The sequence below is a fragment of the Variovorax fucosicus genome, from assembly GCF_030316825.1.
Taxonomy (GTDB): domain Bacteria; phylum Pseudomonadota; class Gammaproteobacteria; order Burkholderiales; family Burkholderiaceae_C; genus Variovorax; species Variovorax fucosicus.
This window is the reverse complement of the sequence record NZ_JASZYU010000005.1, coordinates 332,327-357,536: the sequence shown is the minus strand read 5'-3', so window position 1 is coordinate 357,536 and position 25,210 is coordinate 332,327. Positions and strand designations below refer to the sequence as shown.

At 67.9% G+C, this 25,210-nt stretch carries 27 protein-coding genes; 8 read left to right on the top strand and 19 right to left on the bottom strand.

Features of this window, described 5'->3' with window-relative positions; all coding sequences use genetic code 11:
- Window positions 1–232: 232 nt before the first annotated feature.
- The 7 genes from QTI05_RS26765 to QTI05_RS26735 are packed head-to-tail and all read right to left on the bottom strand — an operon-like array spanning window position 233 to window position 7,200.
- Window positions 233–1,663, bottom strand: a complete 1,431-nt coding sequence (locus QTI05_RS26765; protein WP_286621514.1) for a mercuric reductase — start codon at window positions 1,661–1,663, stop codon at window positions 233–235.
- 4 nt (window positions 1,664–1,667) lie between these two features.
- Window positions 1,668–2,714 (bottom strand): RNA 3'-terminal phosphate cyclase, encoded by a 1,047-nt coding sequence (gene rtcA / locus QTI05_RS26760; protein WP_286621512.1) that lies wholly within the window; start codon window positions 2,712–2,714, stop codon window positions 1,668–1,670.
- The gene (locus QTI05_RS26755) at window positions 2,711–2,896 is read right to left on the bottom strand and encodes a hypothetical protein (RefSeq protein WP_444812969.1); all 186 of its coding nucleotides are present in this window, start codon (window positions 2,894–2,896) and stop codon (window positions 2,711–2,713) included. Before QTI05_RS26755 ends, rtcA begins: the two co-directional genes overlap by 4 nt.
- Window positions 2,893–3,888 carry a ribonuclease Z gene (locus QTI05_RS26750; RefSeq protein ID WP_286621511.1) on the bottom strand — a complete coding sequence of 332 codons (996 nt, stop codon included), beginning with the start codon at window positions 3,886–3,888 and terminating at the stop codon, window positions 2,893–2,895. Before QTI05_RS26750 ends, QTI05_RS26755 begins: the two co-directional genes overlap by 4 nt.
- Window positions 3,889–3,921: 33 nt before the next feature.
- Complete coding sequence (locus QTI05_RS26745) at window positions 3,922–5,289, bottom strand: hypothetical protein (protein ID WP_286621508.1); 1,368 nt, start codon at window positions 5,287–5,289, stop codon at window positions 3,922–3,924.
- Between the two features lie 29 nt (window positions 5,290–5,318).
- Complete coding sequence (locus QTI05_RS26740; RefSeq protein WP_286621506.1) at window positions 5,319–5,963, bottom strand: DUF6988 family protein; 645 nt, start codon at window positions 5,961–5,963, stop codon at window positions 5,319–5,321.
- Window positions 5,964–5,967: 4 nt separating this feature from the next.
- Window positions 5,968–7,200, bottom strand: a complete 1,233-nt coding sequence (locus QTI05_RS26735) for an RtcB family protein (protein WP_286621505.1) — start codon at window positions 7,198–7,200, stop codon at window positions 5,968–5,970.
- Between the two features lie 227 nt (window positions 7,201–7,427).
- Here QTI05_RS26735 and rtcR point away from each other — a divergent pair, with 227 nt between their 5' ends.
- Entirely contained in the window at window positions 7,428–9,041 is a 1,614-nt protein-coding gene (rtcR, locus tag QTI05_RS26730; RefSeq protein ID WP_286621504.1) for an RNA repair transcriptional activator RtcR, read from the top strand.
- 34 nt (window positions 9,042–9,075) lie between these two features.
- Here rtcR and speB read toward each other — a convergent pair whose 3' ends face one another.
- The 5 genes from speB to argH are packed head-to-tail and all read right to left on the bottom strand — an operon-like array spanning window position 9,076 to window position 14,149.
- Window positions 9,076–10,137 (bottom strand): agmatinase, encoded by a 1,062-nt coding sequence (gene speB, locus QTI05_RS26725; protein ID WP_286539350.1) that lies wholly within the window; start codon window positions 10,135–10,137, stop codon window positions 9,076–9,078.
- A gap of 4 nt (window positions 10,138–10,141) precedes the next feature.
- Window positions 10,142–10,981: an ABC transporter substrate-binding protein gene (locus QTI05_RS26720; protein ID WP_286621503.1), complete on the bottom strand. Its 840-nt coding sequence runs from the start codon at window positions 10,979–10,981 to the stop codon at window positions 10,142–10,144.
- Between the two features lie 47 nt (window positions 10,982–11,028).
- Complete coding sequence (locus QTI05_RS26715; protein ID WP_286621502.1) at window positions 11,029–11,808, bottom strand: amino acid ABC transporter ATP-binding protein; 780 nt, start codon at window positions 11,806–11,808, stop codon at window positions 11,029–11,031.
- A complete protein-coding gene (locus QTI05_RS26710; protein ID WP_286621500.1) occupies window positions 11,805–12,695 on the bottom strand; it encodes an amino acid ABC transporter permease in 891 nt (296 codons plus the stop codon). The genes QTI05_RS26715 and QTI05_RS26710 overlap by 4 nt, the downstream gene beginning before the upstream one ends.
- Complete coding sequence (gene argH / locus QTI05_RS26705) at window positions 12,692–14,149, bottom strand: argininosuccinate lyase (RefSeq protein ID WP_286621498.1); 1,458 nt, start codon at window positions 14,147–14,149, stop codon at window positions 12,692–12,694. The genes QTI05_RS26710 and argH overlap by 4 nt, the downstream gene beginning before the upstream one ends.
- Window positions 14,150–14,246: 97 nt before the next feature.
- Here argH and QTI05_RS26700 point away from each other — a divergent pair, with 97 nt between their 5' ends.
- The 3 genes from QTI05_RS26700 to QTI05_RS26690 are packed head-to-tail and all read left to right on the top strand — an operon-like array spanning window position 14,247 to window position 16,943.
- Window positions 14,247–15,221: a LysR substrate-binding domain-containing protein gene (locus QTI05_RS26700; RefSeq protein ID WP_286621495.1), complete on the top strand. Its 975-nt coding sequence runs from the start codon at window positions 14,247–14,249 to the stop codon at window positions 15,219–15,221.
- 38 nt (window positions 15,222–15,259) lie between these two features.
- Window positions 15,260–16,222 carry a bifunctional Delta(1)-pyrroline-2-carboxylate/Delta(1)-piperideine-2-carboxylate reductase gene (lhpI, locus tag QTI05_RS26695; protein ID WP_286621494.1) on the top strand — a complete coding sequence of 321 codons (963 nt, stop codon included), beginning with the start codon at window positions 15,260–15,262 and terminating at the stop codon, window positions 16,220–16,222.
- A gap of 43 nt (window positions 16,223–16,265) precedes the next feature.
- Window positions 16,266–16,943: an FHA domain-containing protein gene (locus QTI05_RS26690; protein ID WP_286621491.1), complete on the top strand. Its 678-nt coding sequence runs from the start codon at window positions 16,266–16,268 to the stop codon at window positions 16,941–16,943.
- Between the two features lie 10 nt (window positions 16,944–16,953).
- On the opposite strand, the gene pcaF is transcribed toward QTI05_RS26690, so the two are convergent.
- The 3 genes from pcaF to QTI05_RS26675 are packed head-to-tail and all read right to left on the bottom strand — an operon-like array spanning window position 16,954 to window position 19,537.
- On the bottom strand, window positions 16,954–18,159 hold the full coding sequence (pcaF, locus tag QTI05_RS26685) for a 3-oxoadipyl-CoA thiolase (RefSeq protein WP_286621489.1): 1,206 nt from the start codon (window positions 18,157–18,159) through the stop codon (window positions 16,954–16,956).
- 23 nt (window positions 18,160–18,182) lie between these two features.
- Window positions 18,183–18,839 (bottom strand): 3-oxoacid CoA-transferase subunit B, encoded by a 657-nt coding sequence (locus tag QTI05_RS26680; RefSeq protein WP_286539362.1) that lies wholly within the window; start codon window positions 18,837–18,839, stop codon window positions 18,183–18,185.
- A complete protein-coding gene (locus tag QTI05_RS26675; RefSeq protein ID WP_286539364.1) occupies window positions 18,836–19,537 on the bottom strand; it encodes a 3-oxoacid CoA-transferase subunit A in 702 nt (233 codons plus the stop codon). Before QTI05_RS26675 ends, QTI05_RS26680 begins: the two co-directional genes overlap by 4 nt.
- Before the next feature lie 118 nt (window positions 19,538–19,655).
- Here QTI05_RS26675 and QTI05_RS26670 point away from each other — a divergent pair, with 118 nt between their 5' ends.
- The gene (locus QTI05_RS26670; protein WP_286621487.1) at window positions 19,656–20,453 is read left to right on the top strand and encodes an IclR family transcriptional regulator; all 798 of its coding nucleotides are present in this window, start codon (window positions 19,656–19,658) and stop codon (window positions 20,451–20,453) included.
- Window positions 20,450–21,079 (top strand): ABC transporter ATP-binding protein, encoded by a 630-nt coding sequence (locus tag QTI05_RS26665; protein ID WP_286621485.1) that lies wholly within the window; start codon window positions 20,450–20,452, stop codon window positions 21,077–21,079. Before QTI05_RS26670 ends, QTI05_RS26665 begins: the two co-directional genes overlap by 4 nt.
- Window positions 21,080–21,100: 21 nt before the next feature.
- Here QTI05_RS26665 and QTI05_RS26660 read toward each other — a convergent pair whose 3' ends face one another.
- Together QTI05_RS26660 and QTI05_RS26655 are read right to left on the bottom strand one after the other, a co-directional pair.
- Window positions 21,101–21,544 carry a type II 3-dehydroquinate dehydratase gene (locus tag QTI05_RS26660; RefSeq protein ID WP_286621482.1) on the bottom strand — a complete coding sequence of 148 codons (444 nt, stop codon included), beginning with the start codon at window positions 21,542–21,544 and terminating at the stop codon, window positions 21,101–21,103.
- Window positions 21,545–21,564: 20 nt separating this feature from the next.
- Window positions 21,565–22,572, bottom strand: a complete 1,008-nt coding sequence (locus tag QTI05_RS26655) for a TRAP transporter substrate-binding protein (RefSeq protein WP_286621481.1) — start codon at window positions 22,570–22,572, stop codon at window positions 21,565–21,567.
- Between the two features lie 163 nt (window positions 22,573–22,735).
- Between QTI05_RS26655 and QTI05_RS26650 the strand changes: the two genes are divergently transcribed.
- Entirely contained in the window at window positions 22,736–23,518 is a 783-nt protein-coding gene (locus tag QTI05_RS26650) for an IclR family transcriptional regulator (protein WP_286621479.1), read from the top strand.
- Window positions 23,519–23,520: 2 nt separating this feature from the next.
- Window positions 23,521–23,982, top strand: a complete 462-nt coding sequence (locus QTI05_RS26645; protein WP_286621477.1) for a ribonuclease HI family protein — start codon at window positions 23,521–23,523, stop codon at window positions 23,980–23,982.
- Between the two features lie 15 nt (window positions 23,983–23,997).
- On the opposite strand, the gene QTI05_RS26640 is transcribed toward QTI05_RS26645, so the two are convergent.
- Together QTI05_RS26640 and QTI05_RS26635 are read right to left on the bottom strand one after the other, a co-directional pair.
- Window positions 23,998–24,390, bottom strand: a complete 393-nt coding sequence (locus QTI05_RS26640; RefSeq protein WP_286621475.1) for a RidA family protein — start codon at window positions 24,388–24,390, stop codon at window positions 23,998–24,000.
- A gap of 87 nt (window positions 24,391–24,477) precedes the next feature.
- A complete protein-coding gene (locus QTI05_RS26635; RefSeq protein WP_286621474.1) occupies window positions 24,478–25,209 on the bottom strand; it encodes a ribonuclease activity regulator RraA in 732 nt (243 codons plus the stop codon).
- Window position 25,210 lies beyond the last annotated feature (1 nt).

Sequence of the window (25,210 nt, the reverse complement as noted above, 5' to 3'; positions counted from 1 at the left end):
TGACCTGAGCGCTGAGGTTCCGGGGCGGGCTCAGGGCGGCGAGGCACGCTGAGTAGCACCACGAGCGTGCCCTGGCCGCTGGTGGTGGGTGGCCCCTGCAGCGAAATAAAGGAGGAGGCCGCAGGCCGGGGGACATTCGCGGAAGGGGCCACCCGCCGCCATCGGCCCACCCAAAAACGTCGAACACGAAGCGCCAGCGAGATACGACTGCCGCCAGCGCGCCCCCCCCAGATCAGGCTTCGAGCGGTTTCAGCTTGCCGAGCACGGTCGGCAGAAACTCCGCGACCGTCGGGTGCACCGGCAACGCATCCTTGAGCACCTGGTAGCTCGCACCGGTTGCCATGAAGTTGCTGATCACCTGGATGACCTCGTCGCCCTGGATGCCGAAGACGGCGGCACCCAGAAAGCGGCCATCGCCGCCATCGACCAGCAGCTTGATCAGGCCCGTGGTCTCGCTCTCCTCCTTCGCGCGACTCACATCCGCCATCGCATGCGTGGCCATCAGGACTTTGCGGCCCTTCGCCACCAGCGCGCGCGCCTCGGCCTCGCCGATACCGACACGGCCCAGCGGCGGGTCGGTGAACATCGCGTAGGCCATGGTGCGGTCGTCAGCACTGCGCAGTGCGGCGCCACTGCCCTGCTTCTCGCGGCGGTGGTTGGCCAGCACGATCTCGTGGTCGTGGTAGCTCGTGTGCGTGAACGCGCCGCGCTTGTTGATATCGCCCAGCGCCCAGATGCCCGGCACGTTGGTGCGCAACTGCCCGTCGGTCGGCACATAGTCGCGTCCATCGACCTTGACGCCGACCTTCTCAAGATCGAGACGCTCGGTGTTCGGCTGGCGCCCCGTGGCCACCAGCAGGTGCGAGCCTTCGATGTCCCGGCCGCCGACGCGCAGGCGCACGCCTTCGCCGCCGCTGCCGGTCGGCGCCACCGAATCGACCGGCTGCCCGCAATGGATCGCAATGCCCTCGTCCGCGAGCATCAGGCGGATGGCTTCGGATACGTCTGCATCCTCACGCCCCGTGATGCGCGGCCCGGTCTCGACGATGCTGACCTGGCTGCCGAGCCGGCGAAAGATCTGCCCCATCTCCAGTCCGATGTAGCTGCCGCCGAGAATCACCAGATGCCGCGGCAGGCTGCGCAGTTGCAGCAGCGACACGTTGTCCAGGAACGGAACTGTGTCCAGGCCGTGGATGGAAGGCACGACCGGCCGCGTGCCGGTGTTGAGATAAACGCGCCGCGCCACGATCTGCTGGTCACCGGCCTGCAGGCTGAACCCGCCCGCTTCGTGGACGCCGTTGAAACGCCCCCAGCCGCGGATCAGGTGCAGGCGCGCCTGGCCGGCCAACCACTCCTCGAGCCCGCTGCGCGCACTGTCGGCGCGCGCCTGCATGCGCGCCATGGCGGCTGCGAAGTCGATCTCCACCGAACCCAGCCGCACGCCGAACTCCGCCGCGCGCCGCGCCATGTGTGCCACGCGCGCGCTCTTGCGCAGGGTCTTGGTGGGTGTGCAGCCGGTATTGACGCAGGTGCCGCCGACCAGATGGCCCTCGATCAACGCCACGGTTTCGCCATCGGCCGCGAGCGCAACCGCGAGGCTCGGCGCGGCCTGGCCGGTGCCGACGATGGCGACATCGACCTGCAGGGGTTCGGAGGGGTTCATCCCCTCATTCTTGCGGGATTCGATGGATCTCGACGACAGACGATGCCGCACCCTGCGCGAGCCCGAAGCGCACCGGCAGAAAGCGCTCGATCACGGCGCAGTTGGTGCGCGTGTGCTCGGTCATCTCGCTGCAGCTGAACGACGCCGGTTGCCCCGATTGCCATACGGCCAATGCGAGCAGCAACGCAAGCTGATCGGCCAGGTGCGGCCCGACGGCCGCATCACTGGCCTGGTAGGCACGCACTTCCTTCACCAGCCGGCGCGCCACTTCCTCGGCACTCACGCCGCGCTCGCCGAGCGCGCAGAACACCTCGGTGACCTGCGCATAGGCCAGCGTGGCCAGCAGCGCATTGCCCGGCCCTTCGTTCTGGCGCTGCTCGCCGCTGCGAAGCTGCTCGCCCGACCAACCCATCGCCTGGCCGAGCGTTTCGAGCTCGCGCCGCGCGATGCCGCGCGCCAGGCCCGGCGCCAAGCATTCGGCAAACGCCGATTGCGCTGCGCCGCGCGCGAGCAGCGCGAAAGGCTGCAGCGCCCCATCGGCCGGGCTGATGACGGCCTCGACCTCGCCGCCACCCGCCGGGTAGAAGCCGCAGCGGCGCAGCGTGAGTTGCAGCCGTGCGCCCATGCGCTGCACCAGCGGCGCATAGGCGCGCTCCAGAAAGTGGAACGGCGGCGCCATCGGGTTGTGCGTGCCGCCGGCCAGTTGCACGCGGCTCGGCCCGTCAGCCAACAGCAGCGCCGGCAGCACCGTCTGCAGCACCAGCAGGCAGCTTCCGGCGCTCGCGATGGCAAAGCGGTAGTTGCCCGCGCGCACCGGGCCGGGCGCGAAGGTCAGCGTCTGCGCGCCGAGCTCGGCACCTTCGACCTGCGCACCGCTCACCTCGGCGGCCGCATTCACGCAAGCCAGGTGCTGGCGCATCAAGCCGGGCTTGGGGCGCTTCGCGCGGATGCACTCGATACGCAGCGGCTGGCCGGTGACCATCGACAGTGCGAGGCCCGTGCGCAGGATCTGGCCGCCGCCTTCGCCTTCGGCGCCGTCGAGTTCGATCACACCAACGCCCCGTCGTCGAATCGCAGCACCGGGTCGGCGCCACAGCTACCGGACTCGCAGGCAAGCCGCACGGTTACGCCGTAGCGCCGCTCAATGTGCGCGAGCGAAGCCATGATCTGTTCGCGCCCCGCAGGGTCGATCGGGTGGGCAGAACGGCGGAGTTCTCTCTTGTGTTCGGTCATGGATGAAATGGGGTCGCAGCGACCCGCTGCGTCAGGGTTCGGCGGCTCAGCACGCCAGCGGCGTCGAGCTCGAACACATCGAGGTCATTGGCCAGCCAGAGTGCTCCGGTGGTGTACTGCGCGCGCGCTTCGGCCTCCAGTTCGGCCAACCCCGCCGCAGCCTGATACCGCGCGCTGAAGTGGGTGAGCACGAGGTTCGGCAGACCGGCCGATTGAGCAAAGGTCGCGACCTGTCCGGCAGCGCTGTGCATCGGGCCCGGGCCGACCTTGTCGAGGATGGACTGCGTGTAGGTGGCTTCGTGCACCAGCAACTGCGCGCCCTCGCAGGCTTCCCGCAGCAGCGCAGGCTCGGCATTGTCGCCACCGATCACGGCGCACGCTCGCTGCGTGGTGCGTGTCGTAAACGCTGCACTGTGCAGCACGCGGCCATCACAGCTCACGTCTTCGCCGCTCTGCAGCGCCTTCCACATCGGGCCGGGCGGCAGCCCGGCGGCGTGCAGCGCGTTGACGTCGAGCTGGATGCGCTGCGCTACCGTCTCCACGCGGTAGGCGTAGCTCGGCACGCGGTGCCGCAGCGCGTGCGCGTCCACCCGAAGACCCGACGCCGTCCACACCGGCGACGGAGCGGCCGCTACGTCGACGTGCGCGACCTCATACGGCAGATGCAGGTCGGTGCAGGCGCGCGTGGCCGCAAGCCAGTCCCACACGGGCCGTGGCGCGATCAGCGTGAGGGGTCGCTTGCGGCCGGCCATGCCGGCGCTCGCCAGCAGCCCCGGCAAGCCGTAGCAGTGGTCGCCATGCACATGCGTTATGCAGATGGCTTCGAGGTCGTGCAACGAAAGCCGCGTCTGCAACAGCCGCTGCTGCGTCCCCTCACCCACATCAACCAGTAACCAGCCCGCCCCCGCCGCCGACTGCACGGCCAAGCCCGACACGTTGCGGTGCCGCGTGGGCACGCCGGAAGAGGTGCCGAGGAAAGTGAATGTGAGCATGTTCTTTGATGGATCTCTTCTGCCAGCAAGCCTTCACAACACGGCGAATGCTTTCAGATGCTGTTCGACGCGCTGAGCCAGCGCGGACTGCGGCAGTCGTCCGTGGTGTATCGACCAGAGCAGGGCCACGCGATCACGCTGGTCAGCGCGCGGTAGCACATACATCCGGGTCATGTGAACGGCCCATTCGTCAACCCGACGCACGACCTGAATGCCGCGCATCGACGGCTCGGCATCACGTCCCAGCAACTCCAGCAGGACAATGAGGCAGTCCCACGGCGACAGGCGTGCCAGGATGCCCAGCATGTCCGAGGTGAGCGCCGGCCTCGTCAGCGCCCAGTCCGACAGTATCCGAACGTCTGGCACGCCACCCCCACTCGACACATGTTCGACGGCGATTCGCCTGACCTTCGCGGTGGCATCTCCCAGGATTTCGAGCAGCAGCGCATCGCGCTCGCCCGGTGCGGCCATCGCCAGCAAACCCACGAACGCGCGGCGCCGCAGCGTCGAGGAAGGCGAAGCGCAGAGATGTCGACACCAGGCCGCGGTTTCCGGTGCGCGCAGGAGCTGAAGCACATGCAGCGCAGCGTCCGTTCGACGCGCGTCGTCCGATGGCGACGCCAGGACGGCGAGCGCCTGCGCCTTCAGCAGGGGTTGATCGTCTTTCGACGCCGCGACCGCTGCGGCACGCACAACGGCACTGCGATCCAGGCACAGGCAACGAACGAGACTCGCCGTCGATGCCAGCGGTGCCTCGAGGTCTGCGCGCATCGCGGCGAGCCTCACCCGGGGAAAGCGCGACGCGCATGCTGCACCCCGCACATGGTGTCGAAGTACCGCCGGCAACCGATCGGCATTCCTCAGCGCTTCCAGTGCCACCTCGGCATCTTCATCGAACACGCACTGCCGCAGCAACTGGAACAGCGCCTGTTCATCCAATGGTCGCTTGAACTGGAGCCTGGCGACCCAGCGTTTGACTTCGGGGCCGCTGCCCGACGCACCCTCCAGCAACACTTCCAGATTGCCTGGGCGCAGAAAGTACCGCTCGATCTCGGCGACGAGCGCATCCAGGCTCGTGCGCCGCACGCGATAGACGGCCATGACTTGCGTCAGAGCGTGCACCCAGGCATGCACCAACTCATCGCGCAGAAACATTGCAAGTGCCTGCTGCGCCGCGAGCCGCACTTGGGGAACCCAGTCGCCAATGCGCGCAAGCAATGGGCTGATGGCCCGCGGGTCGCCGCGCCGTGCCATCTCGCGCACGGCCGCCTCCCGCTGAAAGCCATCATGGAACGAAGCGATTCCTTCGAGCTCCTCAAAGGCGAGCGAGGGCAGGGCCTGCGGCTGTGGCCCGCCGAGCCCGAAGCGCTTCCAGGTGTCTGAGAAAGACCATGTATTCATACTGCTTCTCCCTTCGTTATTGCTTCTTTCTACGGCGCTGCCTGCGCGGCAGCCCGATTGTCAGGGGAGACTGATTGCGCTTCGGTTTGGGAAATTTCGATCGAAAGACGCTCCATTGCTTCATGCGCCTTTGGCTGATCTCCCGCCAGCACGGCCGCTTGCGCCAGCGCACATAGAGCAAGCGTGTCGACGAGAGCAAGCACGCTTTCGAGTTGCATGATTTCCTGCTCGGCACGTATCTCATCGCCACACCAATGCTGCGACAGCTGTGTGATGCCTGTGTGTGTGAGGTCGCAAAGCTCGTCAAAGTGCCTATCGTGGAAGTCCGTAAGCAGTGGAGTATTGAAATCGTCGACTTTCTCCAGACTTGCCAGCAATGCCTTGTGACCGGGCAGCTTTCCGCCAGAACGAAAGGTCGCCCGTTGCTCGATGGTGGCGGCGCGGCTCAGCCACATGCCACGAGTGAATGCCTCCCACGCGCAGCGAAGCAGGGCAGTGGCCGGCGCGATCAACCCCTCGCGGTACAAGCGAGGCACTGCTGCCTGGTGTTGCCATACGACGTAATAGCACGTTGCCGAAAGCTCGCTCTTTCCGTCCGCGACGATAGACATGCCGTCGAACTTCAAAGCTATCCAATCAGCGAGCTCCAGGCTCTTTTCGATTCTTGCGATCATCCTGTCACCCCTTCACACACACCACCTGCTTGAGCGTGTAGACCACCTCCACCAGGTCTTTCTGCGCTGCCATCACCGCGTCGATGTCCTTGTAGGCCATCGGGATCTCGTCGATCACGTCGGCGTCCTTGCGGCATTCGACGCCTTCGGTCGCGGCGATCTGGTCGGCTACGGTGTAGAGCTTCTTGGCCTTGGTGCGGCTCATCTTGCGGCCCGCACCGTGGCTGCAGCTCATGAAGCTCTCGGGGTTGCCCTTGCCGCGCACGATGTAGCTCTTGGCACCCATGCTGCCGGGGATGATCCCGAGTTCGCCGAGCTTGGCGCTCACCGCGCCCTTGCGGGTGATGAGCACGTCTTCGCCGAAGTGCAGTTCGCGGCTCACGTAGTTGTGGTGGCAGTTCACCGCTTCCACATGCGCCTCGAAAGGCTTGGTGATGACCTTGCGCGCGGCCGCGACCACGCGCTGCATCATCACTTCGCGATTCGCACGCGCGAACTTCTGCGCCCAGCCCACCGCGCGCACGTAGTCACCGAAATACTTGGCGCCTTCCTCGAAGTACGCCAGGTCCTGATCGGGCAGGTTGCGCTGGTGCAGCTCGGCATCCTTCTTCGCGAGTTCGATGAAGTGCGTGCCGATGGCGTTGCCCACGCCACGCGAGCCCGAATGCAGCATGAACCACACGGCATCCGCCTCGTCGAGGCACACCTCGATGAAGTGGTTGCCGGTACCCAGCGTTCCCAGGTGCTTGTGGTTGTTCGTGTTCTTGATGCGCGGGTAGTCCTCGCAGATTGCATCGAATTCATGAACCAGCAGGGCCCAGGCTGCATCGGTTTCGTCGGGCGGCGTTTCCCACGAGCCCTTGTCGCGGCCCATGCGCTTGGGGTTCGATCCGTGCGGCACAGCCTTCTCGATCGCCGAACGCAGCGGGCCCAGGTTGTCGGGCAGGTCGCGCGCGTTGAGCGTGGTCTTGCAGGCCATCATTCCGCAACCGATGTCCACGCCCACCGCGGCCGGGATGATGGCCTTGAAGGTCGGGATCACCGAGCCCACGGTCGCACCGATGCCGTAATGCACGTCGGGCATGGCCGCGATGTGCTTGAACACGATGGGCAGGCGCGCGGCGTTTTCAAGCTGCTGCTTCGCCTCGTCTTCCACCGGCACGCCGCGCGTCCACATCTTCACGGGAACGCCGTTGGCGACTTCGTGCAGGTCGTAGTTGTTGTTCTCGTCGTTCATTTTTCTGGGTCTCCGGGTCGTTCGGGGAAGGCACCGACTGTGCCCTCCCCCGACTCACGCCACACGGCGCTTGCCTTGGTATTGCGAGGAGTGTGCCAGCGCGCAGCGAGAAGGCAGAGGCGCTCCAAGCTGTTGATTTTGTGAGGCTTTTTCTGAATTCCGCAAACTTGGCTGTCGAATAGATTTGATTTTTCTAGAATGCTGGCTAGTTATTTATCCATCCAAGCATGAAACCCACTGTCGTCATCGGCTTCCTCGGCACACAGCTCGACTCGGGTCGCGGCGCGGGCCGATGGGCGAAGTGGCGGCCGACGGTGTCGCTGGTTCAGCACGAAGACCAGGTCGTCTCCCGCCTGGAGCTGATCCACACGCGCAACCACCTCGCGCTGGCCGAAGTGGTCAGGGCCGACATCGCAAGCGTGTCGCCCGAGACCGTGGTGAACCTGGTCGAGCTCTCCATCGCCGACCCCTGGGATTTCGGCGAGGTCTATGCGCGGCTCTACGACTGGGCGCGCGCCTACCCCTTCGACACCGAGCGCGAACAGTACTGGACGCACATCACCACCGGCACGCACGTCGCGCAGATCTGCATGTTCCTGCTGGCCGAGTCGCGCTTCATTCCCGGCGTGCTCGCGCAGACCGCACCGCCGAAGCGGCAGCGCCCGGGCGAGGCGGGTAGCGTGGCGCTGATCGACCTCGACCTGTCGCGCTACGACGTGATCGCGCGGCGCTTCGAGGCCGAGCAGCGCGATGCGGTGTCGTTCCTCAAGAGCGGCATTGCCACGCGCAATGCGCGCTTCAACACGCTCATCGACGAAATCGAGCGCGTGGCCGTGCGCTCGCGCGCGCCGATCCTGCTGGTGGGGCCGACCGGCGCCGGCAAGTCGTTCCTGGCGCGGCGCATGTTCGAACTCAAGAAGGCACGCCACCAGGTGACGACCGGCGCTTTTGTCGAAGTCAACTGCGCCACGCTGCGCGGCGACGGTGCGGCGTCCACGTTGTTCGGCCACAAGAAGGGCGCCTTCACCGGCGCCGCAGCCGAACGCGCCGGCCTGCTGCGCAGCGCGCACGAGGGCGTGCTGTTCCTCGACGAGATCGGCGAGTTGGGGTTGGACGAGCAGGCAATGCTCTTGAAGGCCATCGAAGAGAAGCGCTTCTTCCCGATGGGCGCCGACCGCGAGGTCACGAGCGACTTCCAGCTCATCGCGGGCAGCAACCGCGACCTGCGCCACGAGGTGGCGGCCGGGCGTTTTCGCGAAGACCTGTTTGCCCGCATCAACCTCTGGACCTACGACCTGCCCGGCCTCGCGCAGCGGCCTGAAGACATCGACCCCAACCTCGATCATTTGCTGACGCTCTACGCGAGCGAGAACAACCGCGTGGTGCGCTTCAACGCCGAGGCGCGCGTACGGTATCTGCACTTTGCGCAGAGCGCCGACGCACTCTGGAGCGGCAATTTCCGCGACCTGTCGGCCAGCGTGACGCGGCTCGCGACGCTGGCCGACGGCGGACGCATCACCGTGGAACTGGCCGAGGCCGAGATTGCGCGCCTGCGCTGGTTGTGGAAGCGCACGGCACCGCAGCCAGGGGGCAGCGACGATGTCGACCTCTCCGCCCTGCTCGGCCCCGAGCGCGCGGCGGCGCTCGACCTGTTCGATCGGCTGCAACTCGAGGCCGTCGTGCGCGTGTGCCGGCAGTCGCGCACGCTGTCGGATGCCGGCCGCCGGTTGTTCCACGCATCGCGCACCCAGCGCAGCGTGCTGAACGACGCCGACCGGCTGCGCAAGTACCTGGGCAAGCACGGGCTGCAGTGGACGCAGCTGGCCGGCGTGCCCGCCTGATCACCCCGCCGTGGTTTGCCGGTGCCTGCGCGCGTCAGCCGGCGCGGCCGCGCTGCAGCCGCAGCGATTCCGCCACCAGGCACAGCTCCAGGAACAGCACCTGCGCGCCGATCTGTGCCGTGTTGGTGGTGGCGTCGTACTGGGGCGCCACCTCGACCACGTCGGCCCCGACGATCGGGCAACCGCGCAGGCCGCGCAGGATGGCAAGCACCTCGCGCGGCGTGAGACCGCCCACCTCGGGCGTGCCGGTACCGGGTGCGAAGCCCGGGTCGACGCCGTCGACGTCGAAGCTCACGTAGATCGGCCCGTCGCCAATGACCTGGCGGGCCTGCGCGATCACGGCGTCGGTGCCCATGCGCATCACATCCTCGGCATGCAGCACCGTCATGCCCGCGTCTTCCGAGAACTCCCACAGGTATTCGGCGCCGCCCCGGATGCCGATCTGGATGGTGCGCTCGGCGTCGAGCACGCCGTCGAGCACCGCCTGGCGGAACGGCCCGCCATGGTGGAACTTGGAGCCCTCGTAGGCGCCGCCGGTGTCGCAATGCGCGTCGATGTGCACCAGGCCCACCGGCTGCTTGCGGCCCAGCGCGCGCAGGATCGACAGCGTGATCGAATGGTCGCCGCCCACGGCGAGCGGGATCACGCCGGCATCCACGATGCCATTGAAGTACTGCTCGATGTCCTCGTGACAACTCTCAAGACTGAAGCGGCTGCGAAACGGCACGTCGCCCACGTCGGCCACTTTCAGCATGGTCATCGGCGCGATCTTCAGCGCATGCTCGATCGGGCCGATGCGCTCCACGCCGCGCACCGCACGCGGGCCGAGGCGCGCACCGGCGCGGTTGGTCACGCCCAGATCCATCGGCACGCCGATCAGCGCGCAGTCGAGCCCGCCGAAGCCGGCCTGTGTGTGGGCGTCGGGCCGATAGTCGGCGCCAAGAAAGGTGGCGGCGCCGGAGAACGGCCACTTGCGGCGATCGCCTTCGGAAAACTGCTGGTCGGCGACAGCACGGAACACCGGGTCGTCGCTCTCGCCGCCGCCGGCGTTCTCGTATTTCCTGCGCAGGGCTTCCAGTCGCTCGGGTGTGGTCATTGCGTCATTGGCCCTTGTTCAGCCCGAACTCGGGCAGCGCGTTCTGCGGCAGGCTGTACTTGGCGAGCAGCGCGGCGTAGGTGCCGTTCTTGCGCAGCGCGTCGAGCGCGGCCTTGACCGCGTCGCGCGTGGCGGTGTCGCTCTTGGCGAAAGGGATGCCGGCCAGGTTTTCGGCGAAGGCCTCGCCGAGGATCACATAGGCGTTCGGCTCCACCTTCTGGAAGTACGGCAGCGTCTCGTTGCCCTGCACCGCGGCGTCGAGCCGGCCTGTCTTGAGCTGTGCACGCGCGTCGACCGACCCTTCGGTGCCGCTGACTGCAATGGCCGCCTTGCCCTTGCTTTCGCAGTTGGCCTTGCTCCACTCGGCGATCTGCGCCGGCCAGTTGGTCGAGCGGCTCGCGCCCACCTTCTTGCCGCACAGGTCGGCCGGCGCCTTGATGCCGGCGGCCGCGCCGGCCGGCGAGGTGTAGAACTGCGGGCCGGTGCGCAGGTAGTCGACGAAGTCGACCGTCTCGCGCCGTGCCGGCAGGTCGCTCATGCCGGCCATGACCATGTCGACGCGGCCGGTGGTGAGCGAAGGCAGCATCTGCGCGAAGCCGATCTCCTGCCATTCCGCCGGCACGCCGAGTTCCTTGGCGATGGCTTCGCCGAGTTCGATGTCGAAGCCCATGAGCTTGTTCGTCGCCGGATCCTTGTAGGCGATCGGCGGGTAGTTGGGCTGCGTGGCGATGACGAGCTTGCCGGCCTTCTTGATGCGCGCCGGTGTTTCGACGGCGAACGCCGATGTGGCGACAACACCGGCCAGCGCGAGCGCGACGGGCAGTGCGTGTGACAGCTTCTTCATGGTGGCAACTCCAGGTGGGTAGAAAGAGGGAGACGAGGCGGCGGTGCTCACTTGATCACCGCCGATATGAAATCGCGCGTGCGCGGATGCTGTGGCGCCGTGAGCACATCGGCAGCCAGGCCTTGTTCGACGACCGCGCCGGCGTCCATGAACACCACGCGATCGGCCACCTCGCGCGCGAAGCCGAGCTCGTGCGTCACGACCACCATGGTCATGCCGCTGGCGGCGAGGTCGCGCATCACGGCCAGCACCTCGCCAACCAGCTCGGGGTCGAGCGCCGAGGTGGGCTCGTCGAACAGCATGAGTTGCGGCGCCATGGCGAGTGCGCGCGCGATCGCCACGCGCTGCTGCTGCCCGCCCGACAGTTCGCTCGGGTAGTGGTTCTGCCGATCGGCCAGACCCACCCGGCCGAGCAACTCGCGCGCCTGACGGATCGCGTCTTCACGCGGACGGCGCTGCACCGTGACCGGGCCCTCGATCACGTTCTGCAGCACCGTCATGTGGGCGAACAGATTGAAACGCTGGAACACCATGCCGACCTTGCCGCGCTGCGCAGCGATCTGCGCGTCGTCCAGCGGGTGCAGGGTCTGGCCCACGATGCGATGGCCGGTGAGTTCGCCATCGACCCAGATCGCGCCGGCGTCGATGCTGTCGAGCTGGTTGATGCAGCGCAGCAGCGTGCTCTTGCCCGAGCCCGAGGGTCCGATGATGCAGAGCACCTCGCCGGCGCGCACTTCGAGGTCGATGTCGCGCAGCGCGTGGTAGTTGCCGAAATGCTTGTTGACGGCCGCGATGCGAACCATGGGAGATGCGGTGGTGCCGTTCATGCGCCGGCTCCTTCCACCTTGGGCGCCGCGGCGGCGCCGGGTGCCACCGCGATCTGCCGCCGCACCTGGCCCTTGGCAAAGTGGCGCTCCAGCACCATCTGCCCAAGGCTCAGCAGGGTGACCACGCCGAGGTACCAGAAGCTCGCCACCAGCAGCAGCTCGATCACCAGGCCGTTGGCGTAGTAGACGGTCTGGGCGTTGCGCAGGATGTCGGGGTACTGGATCACGCTGGCCATCGAGGTCAGCTTGACCATGCTGACCACCTCGTTGCCGATCGGCGGGATGATCACGCGCATGGCCTGTGGCAGCACGATGCGGCGCAGCGTGGTGAGGCGCGTCATGCCGACCGCCTTGGCCGCCTCGGTCTGCCCGAGGTCGATCGAGAGGATGCCGCCGCGCACCACCTCGGCCGTGTAGGCGCCCTGGTTCAGGCCCAGGCCGAGCAAGGTGGCGACGAACGGCGTCATCACGTCGACCGTGCGCCACGACAGGCCCGGAATGCCCGGAATCCCCAGTGTCGGGAACACGAGCGCGAGGTTGAACCACAGCAGCAGCTGCAGCAGCAACGGCGTGCCGCGGAAGATCCAGATGTAGAACTCCGCCACGCCGCGCAGCACCGGGTTGGGCGACATCTTCATCACCGCGAACAGCACGCCGCTGCCGATGCCCACCAGCATCGCCAGCACCGTCATGACCAGCGTGAAGCCCAGGCCGGTGAGGATGGACTGCGCCGTGAGGAAGCGGCCCACCACCGCCCAATTGATCTGCCCGAGCGCGAAGGCGCGCACCACCAGGCCCAGCAGCAGCACGATCGCGGCGGCGGCGAGCCAGCGGCCGATGTGATGGCGCCGCACCCGCGGCAGGGTCGATGCGTCGGGCGTCGTCATGGTGCGTTCTCCGGTGCGCTGCTGTTGCTGCCGCCCTCGGCCCAATGCCTCTGCGCCGCGACCTTGGCCTGCAGGCGCGCCAGTTGTTCGGCCACGCGCCCGGGGGCCGTGCCGCCCCAGGCGCTGCGTGCGGCCACCGCGCGTTCGAGCGAGATGTGCGGCAGCAGTTCTGGCGTGAGGCGCGCGTCGATCGCGGCCAGGTCATCGGCCGTGAGCGCTTCGAGCTCCGTGCCGCGTCGCTCGCAGTACAGAACGGCGGCACCGGCCACTTCGTGCGCGCTCGCGAACGGCGTGCCCTGGCGCGCGAGCCAGTCGGCGATTTCGGTGGCGAGCGTGAAACCCTCGCCGGCCTGGCTGCGCATGCGCGCGGTATCGGCGCGCCAGGTGCGCACCATGCCCGCCATCGCCGGCAGGCACAGGGTGAGGCCGTCGATGCTGTCGAACACCGCGTGCTTGTCGGCGAAGAGGTCGCGGTTGTACGCCAGGGGCAGTGACTTGCATGTGGCGAGCAGACCGGTGAGGTTGCCGATGAGCCGGCCGGAGATGCCGCGCGTGAGCTCGGCGATGTCCGGATTCTTCTTCTGCGGCATGATCGAAGAGCCGGTCGAGAAGCCGTCGTCCAGCTTGAGCCAGCCGAACTGCCGGCTGCACCAGAGGCAGATTTCCTCGCACAGGCGCGACAGGTCGACGCCGATCTGCGCCGCGACGAACAGGAACTCGTTGACGTGATCGCGGCTGGCCACCGCGTCGATCGAGTTGTCGCAGGCGCCGAGGTAGCCCATCTCCTGCGCCGCCAGTTCCGGGTGCATCGCGATGGCCGAGCCGGCCAGCGCGGCCGCGCCGAGCGGCGAGCGGGCCGAGCGCCAATCCCAGTCGTGCAGCCGGTCCACGTCGCGGCTCAGCGCCTGCGCATGGGCGAGCAACTGGTGGCCCCAGACGATCGGCTGCGCCGGCTGCAGGTGGGTGAAGCCCGGCGCCAGCGTGGTCTTGTGCAGGTCGGCCTGGGCGATCAGTGCGTTCACCACGTCGAGCACCATCGCCCCGAGGCCCCGTGCCTGTTCGCGCAGGTACAGGCGCAAGTCGTTGGCCGTCTGGTCGTTGCGCGAGCGGCCGGCGCGCAGCTTGCCGCCGAGCGCCCCGAGGCGCTCGGTCAACAGGCGCTCGATGAAGGTGTGCACATCCTCGTCGCGCGGCTGCGGCTGGGAGCGGCCGGTGGCGATGTCGGCCTCGACCTCGTCCAGCGCCGACAGCATGCGCACCGTTTCGCCCGCATCGAGCAGGCCGGCGCGCTCCAGTTCACGGGCATGGGCGCGGCAACCGCGCAGGTCTTGTGGCGCGAGGCGGAAATAGGACGGCGGCGAGGTCGACAGGCGCATCAGCGCCGCATCGGGGCCGCTTTCAAAGCGACCGCCCCAGAGCAGGCCGCCCTCGGGCGTGGGGCTGCCGGCGGTCATCGGGGGGTTGCCGGCGAGCCGGCGTGGCGTGCATATTGCATCGGCGTATTGGACGGGCGGCCCCTGGGCTGCACAATCCATTAAATCTCATCGACCCATGACCACCACTCATGCGCCCGGCGCTAACGGGCCCGATGCCGTCTCGCCGAGCCGGCTGCTGCCACCCCTGGCGGCGCTCCGCTGCTTTGCAGTGGCGGCGCGCACCGGCAGCTTCACGCGGGCGGCCGAAGAGTTGTGCGTCACCCAGGGTGCGGTCAGCCGGCAGGTGCTGCTACTGGAGGAGTTCTACGGCCAGGCGCTGTTCCTGCGCCAGGCGCGCGGGCTGGTGCTGACCGACGCCGGCCAACTGCTGGCCAGCACGGCGCGCTCCGCGCTCGACCAGATCGCCCAGACCACGCGCGTGCTGCGACGCCGCATGGAGGCGCCCGAGCTGCGCTTCATGGTGCCCACCTGCGCCATGTTGTGGGCCATGCCGCTGCTGATGCGCTTCCAGGGCCGGCACCCCGGGTTCCGCATCGCAGTCAGTACCACGATGTCGCATCACCTGGACGATGATCGCTTCGACGCCGGCATCGTGTACGACCGGCTCGACGACCCGGCTCCACACCAGCGGCTGCTGTTCGCCGAGCGTCTCACGCCGGTGTGCTCGCCCCGTCTCACCCAGGGCGCGCAGGCGCTGCGACGGCCGAAGGATCTGGCGCGCAGCGTACTGCTGCATGCGCGCACCGACCACGAAGACTGGCGCCAGTGGCTCGAAGCCGCGCAACTGCACGAGATCGATCCCGCCCTGGGACTGGACTTCCAGACGCTCGACCTGTCGAACTCCGCGGCCGCGGAAGGCTACGGCGTCGCGCTCGGGGATCGCGTGATCGGGCAACCCGCCATCGACAGCGGCCGGCTCTGTGCGCCCTTCGATTTCGAGGTCGCGACCGGCCACGGCTACTTCCTGCGCTGGCAAGAGGCCCATGCCGAACGCGCCGAGATCGCGCACCTGGCCGAGCTGTTCGGCGACGCGTTGCGCGAGCAGTTGGACGGCGCCCCGCCGCAGGCCTCGCTGCTGCGCAAAGACTGACAGACAGGGCACGGGCCGGCGCGCCATACTCGGCCGCCATGAAAACCTTCGACGCCGCCGCCACGCGCGCCGCACTGACCTTCGAGCGCCTGGTGCCCGCTTTGCGCGAGGCCTTTGCCGGCGATGCCACCGTGCCGCCGCGCCATGTGCACAGCATCGGCGAAGGCGCAGGGCGCGGCACGGTGCTGATCATGCCGGCCTGGAGCGACGCGGGCTACCTGGGCATCAAGACCATCAACATCTTTCCAGGCAACAGCGCACGCGGCCTGCCTGGCCTGCACGCGACCTACGTGCTGTACGACGCCCAGACCGGCGTGCCGCTGGCGCAGATGGACGGCAACGAGATCACGGCGCACCGCACCGCCGCCGCCGCGGCGCTCGGTGCATCTTTTCTGGCGCGCGACGATGCGGCCAACCTGCTGGTGCTTGGCACCGGCCGCGTGGCGAAGCTGCTGCCCGCCGCACACGCGAGCGTGCGCCCGATCCGCGAAGTGCATGTGTGGAACCACCGGCCCGAAGGCGCGCGGGCGCTGGCGGCCGAATGGCGTTCCGACGGCTGGAACGCGCATGCGGTGGCCGACCAACCCGACGCTTTGGCGCTGGCCGTGCGCGCTGCCGACATCGTGAGCTGCGCCACCCTGGCCACCGCGCCGCTGGTGCGCGGCGAGTGGCTCACGCCGGGCACGCACCTCGACCTGATCGGCAGCTTCACGCCCGCCATGAAGGAGGCCGACCCGGCCTGCTTCGGCCACGGCGCGCGCGTGTTCGTCGACACCGACGAAGCGCTGCTGAAGGCGGGCGACCTGCTCGACGCGATCGCAGCCGGCGCGCTCGCCGCCACGGATGTCCAGGCGACGCTGGCGCAGCTGTGCAGGGGCGAGCGCGAGGGCCGCACCTCGGGCGGCGAACGCACGGTGTTCAAGGCCGTGGGGACGGCGCTGGAAGACCTGACGGCGGCGACGCTGGTGTGGCGCGACGCAGACGGTCAACGGTTGGCATGAAGCTTGCGCCGTGCCAGCATCGCGGTGAGCGAAACACGCAATCATGGCCAGCTTGATCTTGTCGATGGAAGGCCGGGTCGTCCGGATCGTGCGCCTGCGCGAGGGCGAGACGCTGGTCGGCCGCAGCCCGCGCAACCATCTGGTGCTGGAGCGTCCCACTGTCAGCAATTCTCACGCGATGTTCGTCTCCCGGGCGGACGTGGTGGCCGTTCGCGATCTGCACAGCACGAACGGCACCTCGGTAAACGGGGAGCCGGTGGCTGCGACCTATCTGCTGCACGGCGATCTCGTTCGCATCGCCGATGTGGAGATGCAGTTCTCCCGGAAAAGTCTCTACAACGCGGAAGACCTGCCGGAACCGCCGAGCCTTCCTGCGGATTCGCAGCCGGCCAGCGCCGCAACGGTTCCGGGCGCGCTCGAGCCCGCCCCGTTGGCGCGCAGTGCGCAGGGCAACCGCATCGGCGGCTCGGCCGGCGCCCAGTGGTTCGGAGACGGCGTCTCCTTCGCGCTTGCGGCGCGCGGGCGGGAGATTCCGGCGTACATCACCGCGGATGCGCTGCATTCACACTTCGCGGCCAGGATCGACGGCCCGGACGGCCCCGCCAGAGCCGTCGCGGCCTACGAGGAACACCACGTGGCAATCAACGTGGTGGCCTGGGCGCGCTTTGCCGAGACCGAGCGCGAACCGATCTGGGTCCGCACCGCTGATTTCGAGATGTGAGCCGGGCCGCTCAGACGCGCTCGAGGATCACGGCAATGCCCTGCCCCACGCCGATGCACATGGTGCACAGGGCGTAGCGCCCGCCCTGCTTGTGCAGCTGGTTCACCGCCGTGGTTGCGAGACGTGCACCGCTGGCGCCGAGGGGATGACCGAGCGCGATGGCGCCGCCGTTGATGTTGACGCGCGCGTCGTCGTCCTTCAGGCCCAGCATGCGCAGCACCGCGAGGCCTTGCGCCGCGAAGGCTTCGTTGAGTTCGATCACGTCGATCTGGTCGAGCGAAATGCCGGTGAGCGCCAGCACCTTCAGCGTTGCCGGCGCCGGGCCGATGCCCATCACGCGCGGCGCCACGCCGGCAGTGGCCATGCCTACCACGCGGGCGCGCGGGGTCAGCCCGTATTTGGCAGCGCTCGCTTCGTCGGCCAGCAACAGCGCACAGGCGCCGTCGTTCACGCCGCTGGCGTTGCCGGCCGTCACGCTGCCGTCGGGCCGCACCACGCCCTTGAGTTTGGCCAGCACTTCGAGGGTGGTGTCGCGCGGGTGCTCGTCCTTGCCGACGACGATGGCGTCGCCCTTCTTCTGCGGCACGGTCACGGGCGTGATCTCGGCGTCGAAAAAGCCGGACTTCTGCGAGGCCACGGCGCGTTGCTGCGAGGCGAGTGCCATGCGGTCTTGCGCTTCGCGCTCGATCTTGTGGTCGGTGGCGACGTTCTCGGCGGTCTCGGGCATCGAGTCGACGCCGTAGAGCTCCTTCATCTTCTTGTTGACGAAGCGCCAGCCGATGGTGGTGTCGTACACCGCGTTGGCGCGGCTGAAGGCCGACTCGGCCTTGGGCATCACGAAGGGCGCGCGGCTCATGCTCTCGACGCCGCCCGCGATCATCAGGCCCGCTTCGCCGGCCTTGATGGCGCGCGCGGCCGTGCCGACCGCGTCCAGCCCGGAGCCGCACAGGCGGTTGACGGTGGAGCCGCCGAGTTCGAGCGGCAGGCCGGCCAGCAGCGCCGACATGCGCGCCACGTTGCGGTTGTCTTCGCCGGCCTGGTTGGCGCAGCCGTAGATCACGTCGCTGACGGCCTGCCAGTCGACCTTGGGGTTGCGCGCCATCAGCGCCTTGAGCGGCACGGCGCCCAGGTCGTCGGTGCGCACGCTGCTGAGGGCGCCGCCGTAGCGGCCGAAGGGGGTGCGGATGGCGTCGCAGATGAAAGCTTGGTTCGTCATGTGTTGTCTCGTGTGGAAGTTGTTCAGGCGGCGATCGGCAGGCCCACCAGCTTTTCGAGCTCGGCATGGTCGAGGCCGTCGACCTTGTCGACCAGCCTGAGGCCGTCGGGCGTGCACTCCAGCGTAGCGAGGTCGGAGTACACGCGCTTGACGCAGCCGATGCCGGTCAGCGGATAGGTGCATTGCTTGACCAGCTTGCTCACGCCCTGCTTGGTCAGCAAGTCCATCATCACCCAGGTCTGCTTGGCGCCGATGGCAAGGTCCATCGCGCCGCCGACGGCCGGGATCGCGTCTTTCTCGCCGGTGTGCCAGTTGGCCAGGTCGCCCGTGGCCGACACCTGGAACGCGCCGAGCACGCAGATGTCGAGGTGGCCGCCGCGCATCATCGCGAAGCTGTCGGCATGGTGAAAGAACGAGCCGCCCGGCAGCAGGGTGACGGGCTGCTTGCCGGCGTTGATGAGGTCGTAGTCTTCCTCGCCCGCGGCCGGCGCCGGGCCCATGCCGAGGATGCCGTTCTCGCTTTGCAGGATGACCTCGCGGCCGGCCGGCAGATGGTTGGCCACCAGCGTCGGCTGGCCGATGCCGAGGTTGACGACGGCGCCGTCGAAGATGTCCTGCGCGACGCGCGCGGCGAGCTGGTCCTTGGTGCGGCGTTGGTAGGTTGTAGTGCTCATGGTCATGCTGCCTTCTTGAAGCCGCCGGCTTGCGTCGCCACGCGATCGATCTGGACGACCTGGTGCACGAAGATGCCCGGGGTCACGATGGTTTCGGGGTCGAGCGTGCCGAGCTCGGCAATCTCGTGCACGGTCGCGATGGTCTTCTTCGCGGCCATGGCCATCACCGGGCCGAAGTTGCGCGCAGCCTTGCGATAGACCAGGTTGCCCCAGCGGTCGCCGCGCTCGGCCTTGATGAGCGCCACGTCGCCGTGGATCGGGTACTCGAGCACGTAGTGCACGCCGCCGATGACGCGCGTTTCGCGGTCGCCTGAGAGCTGCGTGCCGTAGCCCGTGGGGCAGAAGAAGCCGCCGATGCCGGCGCCCGCAGCGCGGATGCGCTCGGCCAGGTTGCCCTGCGGCACCAGCTCGAGCTCGAGCTTGCCGGCGCGGTAGAGGCCGTCGAACACCTGGCTGTCGGCCTGGCGCGGAAAGCTGCAGATGATCTTGCGCACGCGCCCGGCCTTCAACAGGGCGGCCAGGCCGACTTCGGCGTTGCCGGCGTTGTTGTTGACGACCGTGAGGTCTTTGGCGCCCTGCTCGATCAGGCCGTCGATCAGTTCGTTGGGAATGCCGGCGGTGCCGAAGCCGCCGATCAGCACGGTCGAGCCGTCCTGGATGTCGGCCATGGCATCGGCGACCGAGCGCGCGATCTTGTCGATCATGGGATTTGTCTCCTGCGGGATTGAGGATTGAGGGAAACCACTGAACAAATCGCCGCATCACATTGTTCGCATGTCGAACGTTTGTTCTTATAATGAATTCTAGGAGATTTGACGCACCATGGCAACCACCCCCAAACCGAGCCCCATCGCCGAGGCGCCGCCCCGCCCCGGCGACAGCTACGTGCAGTCGTTCGCGCGCGGCCTCGAGGTGATCCGGTCGTTCAGCGCCCAGGCACCCCGGCAGACGCTCAGCCAGGTCGCCGCGGCGAGCGGCCTCACGCGCGCCGGCGCGCGCCGCATCCTGCTGACGCTGCAGACTCTCGGCTATGTGGAAACCGATGGCAAGCTGTTCAGCCTGACGCCGCGCATCCTCGACCTCGGCTTTGCCTACCTGTCGTCGATGCCGATCTGGAACCGCGCCGAGCCGGTGATGGAGGCGCTGGTGCAGCAGGTGCAGGAGTCTTGCTCGGCCGCGGTGCTCGACGCGACCGACATCGTCTACGTGATGCGCGTGCCCACCCACAAGATCATGAGCATCAGCCTCGGCGTGGGGTCGCGGCTGCCGGCGTATTGCACCTCGATGGGCCGGCTGCTGCTGGCCGGCCTGGACGAAGACGACCTGCGCGCACGGCTGGCTGCATCCGCGCCAGAACCGCTGACCAAACACACGGTGACCGACATCGATGCCCTGCTCTCGAAGATCGCGCAGGCACGCCGCCAGCGCTGGTGCCTGGTCAACCAGGAACTGGAAGAAGGCCTGATCTCGATTGCCGCTCCGGTCGTCAACCGCGCCGGCCGCACCGTGGCCGCGCTCAACATCAGCGGGCAGGCCAACCGCACCAGCGCCAAGGTGATGCAGGAGACGATGCTTCCAGCGCTGCTGGCGGCGGCACAGAAGATTTCGGGAATGCTGTGAGCCGGGTCCTGCACATCGAGGGCCTGCGCTTCGCATACCCCGGGCAGGCGCCGCTGGCCGACGGCTGGTCGGCGGGCATCGGCGCCGGGGTCACCCTTCTGTACGGCGACACCGGCAGCGGCAAGTCGACCCTGCTGCGGGTGCTGGCGGGCGTGCTGCCTGCGGACGGCCGGCTCACGCTGGCTGGCGCGCGCCTCGACGCCGCACCGGACGCCTACCGCCGCAACGTTTTCTTCTGCGACCCGGCCACCGAGAAATTCGACGAGATGACCGTGCACGCATGCACGGCGGCGCTGCGTGCCGATGACCCGCGCTTCGACGATGCCCTCTGGCGCGCACTGGTCGAAGGCTTCGCCCTGGCGCCGCACATCGACAAGAAGCTGTACATGCTCTCGACCGGTTCGAGGCGCAAGGTCTATCTGGCCGCAGCCCTCGCATCGGGCCGCGCCCTGACCCTGCTCGACGACCCAGCCGGCGCGCTCGACGCAGCGTCGATCCGCTGCCTGTGGCGCACCCTGGCCGACTTCGCGGCCCCGCAACAACCTGGACGCGCCATCGTCGTCGCCAGCAGCGAGGCGATCGACGCGGTGCCGCTCGCGGCCACGATCGAATTGCCGCCGGATTGACACCGCTTGCCGCGGCCGTCCTCAGGCCTCGGCGTCTTGCTGCATCTCAACCAGCGCGCGCAACCCGGCCAGGTAAGACTGCGGGCCCAGGCCCTGGATCGTCCCCTTGACCGCTGGCGAGATGATCGAGTGCGCGCGCCACGCCTCTCGCGCGGCGATGTTCGACAGGTGGATCTCCAGCGTCGGGAACGGCATGGCCTTGATCGCGTCGTGCAGCGGCACGCCGTGCTGCGTCAGGCCGGCCGGGTTGACCAGCGCGCCCTGGGCCTCGTCGATGTTCTTGTGCAGGAAGTCGATGAGGTCGCCTTCGTGGTTGGACTGGATCGTGTCGAGCGTGACGCCGAGCTCCGCCGCCAGCTTGCTGAGCCGCGCGTTGATTTCCGCCAGCGTGGTGTGGCCGTAGATGTGCGGCTCCCTGCGACCGAAGAGATTCAGGTTGGGCCCGTGGAGAACGAGGATTTTCATGATCGGCTTCGGTTCGCCGCTCACTTGCGGATGCGGGCCAGTTCGTCGTTGTAGAGCTTGACGGTGGCCGGGTCGTAGCTCGCCGAGAAGCGCTCGATCACCGGCTTGGCGATCTGGCGCATGCGTGCCTGCTCGGCCGGCGCCACCTCGTTGAACTGCATGCCCTTGCTCTGCAACTCGCCGACCGCCTTCTGGGCCGCGGCCCGGCTGACCTGCCGCTGGTAGCCACGCGCTTCGTTGGCCGATTCGCGCATCCACTTCTGCTCGGTGGGCGTGAGCTGATCCCAGAACTTCTTGCTGACCAGCATGATGTTGGCCGCGTAGACGTGGTTCGTGGCGCTCACGAACTTCTGCACCTCGAAGAACTTGTTCGACTGGATCACGGCGAACGGATTTTCCTGACCGTCCACGGCTTTCGCTTCGAGCGCGCCGTAGAGCTCGGCGAACGGCATCGGCACCGGATTGGCCTTGAAGGCCTTGAAGGTTTCCAGGAACACCGGGTTCGGAATCACGCGGATCTTGAGCCCGTCCAGATCCTCGGCCTTGGTGATCGGCCGCTTGCTGTTGGTGACGTTGCGGAATCCAAGATCCCAGTAGCCCAGGGCGACCAGGCCCTTCTCGGGCAACTTGGCAAGCAGCGTCTGGCCGAGCGGGCCGTCGAGCAGCGCGTCGGCCTGCGCGAAGGTGCTGACCGAGAACGGGAAGTCGAGCAGGCCGAACTCCCTGACGATACCGGCCAGCGAGGTGGTGGCAGGTGCCGACATCTGCTGCACGCCACCCTGCAACGCGGACTGCTGCTGCATCTCGTTCCCGAGCTGCGAGGCAGGATATTCCTGAACCTTCATCTTGCCGCCGCTCTTGGTGGCCAGCAGCTCGGCGAAGCGCTTGACGCCGAAGCTCACCGGATGGTCGGCATTGTTGAGGTGCCCGAAGCGAATGACCCGTTCCTGGCCCTCTTGGGCCAAGGCGGTGGCCGTCAGGCCGATGGAAATGCCGGCGGCAGCCAGCAGGCGAAGCAGTGATTTCAAAGCAGTCTCCAGGAGAGTTGTGAAGGTCGCGCCATGTGCGCGCGTTGCCGGGGAAGGTGCAATCTGGCGCGATCATAATCATTTGTGGAAAATATTTCCATATGGAAAACACTTGGCCAAATCCATTACAGTGAGACCTGGCAACGGTTCCGGACTGAAAGAAATGAGCGCAATCCTCGAGAGAAGCTTCAAGGTGATGGAGCATCTGGCCTTGCACCCCGAAGGGCGGCCCCTGTCGGCCGTGGCGGCCGACCTGGCCATGCCCCTGAGCGCCACGCACCGTCTGCTGACGGAGCTGATCCGCTGCGGCTATGTGCGCCAGGATCAGAGCCATGGCGACTACATGCTCACCATCAAGATGGTGTCGCTCGGGCTCAGCTTCCTGAGTAACAGCGGCATCGTGGACGTGGCGCAGCCGCTGCTCGACGCATTGGCCGCGCAGTCGGGCGAACTGGTTCGGCTGGCGGTGGTCGATGGCGACGAGCTGACCTTCGTGGCCAAGGCCCAGGGCGCCAGAACGGGTTTGCGCTACGACCCCGACATGGGCCTGTCCGTCAATCTCTCGTGCAGTTCGGCCGGCCATGCCTGGCTCTCGACCATGACCGACGAGCAGGCGCTGGAACTGGTTGCACGCCAGGGCTTCGGCAACCCGAAGGACTTCGGCCCCCGGGCGCCGACCACGGTCAAGGCGCTGCTGGCTTACCTGCGCGCCGCACGCAAGCGCGGCTTCAGCATGATCAACGAAGTGTTCGCGCCGGCCATGACGGCCATGGCGGCGCCGGTGCGCGCCAACAACGGCGCAGTGATCGGCGTCATCACGATCGCCGGCCCGCTGGTGCGGCTGTCGGAAGAGCGCATGCTGGCACTCGGGCCGGTGCTGCTGGCCACGGCCGACGACCTGGCGCGGGCCAGCGGTGCATCGGCGCTGTTCAAGCGCCGCGCCTGACGATGGGCATTCTTGCCGCGGGCGGCGCGCAGAGCTGGCTCGTCCATTGCGACGGCAGCGCCATGCCGAACCCGGGCCGCATGGGCCTCGGCGCGGTCATCGTCGCGCCCGACGGCACGACGCACACGTTGTCGCAGGCCACGAGCGAGCGCGGCTGCAACAACGAGGCTGAGTTGCGTGCGCTGATGGCTGCGCTGCGCGAGGCCCGCTCCCTCGGTGCAACGACAGTCCGCGCCTGCACCGACAACAGCATCCTGGTCGAGCAGCTCGGCGATGCGGCGGCCAAACCAGTCGAGCGCCTGGCGCCGCTGTTCGATGAGGCGCGCGCGTTGCTGCGGTCGTTCGACGCCGTGACGCTGACGTGGATCCCGCGCCATCGCAACGGCGCGGCCGATGCACTGGCCCGTGCGGCGCTGGGGTTTCCGCCCAAGCGCGCGGCGGCCCGCACAAAACGGCGTCGCTAGCGGGCCCGGCGCGCCTCAGGTCGCTTCGACGCCCGCCACGCACTCGATCTCGAGCAGCATGCGCGGATCGGGCAGCGCCGCCACCACGCAGGTCGTGCGTGCCGGGTACGGCGCCGGCCCGAACGCCTCGGCATAGCGCCGGTTCATCTCGGCCACGTCTTCGGCGCGGGTGAGCAGCATGTTCACCTTGACCAGCGAGCGCATCGAAGCGCCGCCGCGCACCAGCACCTCGCGCAGCGCGGCCACGGCCTGGTCGAACTGCGCGCCGAAGTCGCCTTCGTCAATGCGCCCATCGGGGTAGTAGCCGGGCGTGCCCGACACGAAGAGCAGATTGCCGATGCGGGCCGCCGCCGAGAGCGGCGGGGTCTTGAAGGTGCCGGCGGAGGGGATGTGTTGGACGGTCGTCATTGGGACTCCTTGCGAGTGCGCCGAGTCTAGAAGCCAGCCGCCTGGCCGTCACGGCGGGAATCACCTGCCGCGACCTCGGCCCACTGATCAGATCCCCCTGGCCTTGCGCCACACCTCGAAAGCCGCCTTGGTGTCTGCGTTCGGCGGGTAGGTGCCGGCCAGCTTCGCGCCGCCCTCGATGCGTTCGAGCACGAAGGCTTCCATCTTTTCCTGCTCGGTGGCGTCGCGCGCGACCTCTTCGGCCAAATGCGCCGGGATGACCACCACGCCTTCGTCGTCGCCCACGATCACGTCGCCCGGGTACACCGGCACGCCACCGCAGCCGATCGGCACGTTGAGATCGATCGCGTGATGGTGGATCAGGTTGAGCGGCGCGCTGCCGCCGGCGCAGTACACCGGAAAGTCCATCTGCGAGATCGGGCCGCTGTCGCGCACCGGCCCGTCCGATACCAGCCCCGCGGCGCCGCGCACCTTGAGCCGCGTCGTGAGGATCTGGCCGCCCGAAGCCACGCGTGTTTCGCCTCGGCAGTCGATCACCAGCACATGGCCTTCGGGCACGCTCTCGATGCCTTTGCGCTGCGGATGGTTCGGGTCGTCGAAGGCGCTGATCTGGTCCAGGTCTTCGCGCGCCGGAATGTTGCGCATGGTGAAGGCCGGCCCGACCAGGTTGCCGCCGCTCGGGCTGGTGAGCCGGCCGACGCCCTGCAGGTAGACGTTGCGAAAGCCGCGCTTGAAGAGCTGTGTGCACAGCGTGGCGACGCTGACATGGCGCAGCAGTTCGCGCGCTTCGCTCGAAAGGGGGGAGTTGCCTTGGGTCATG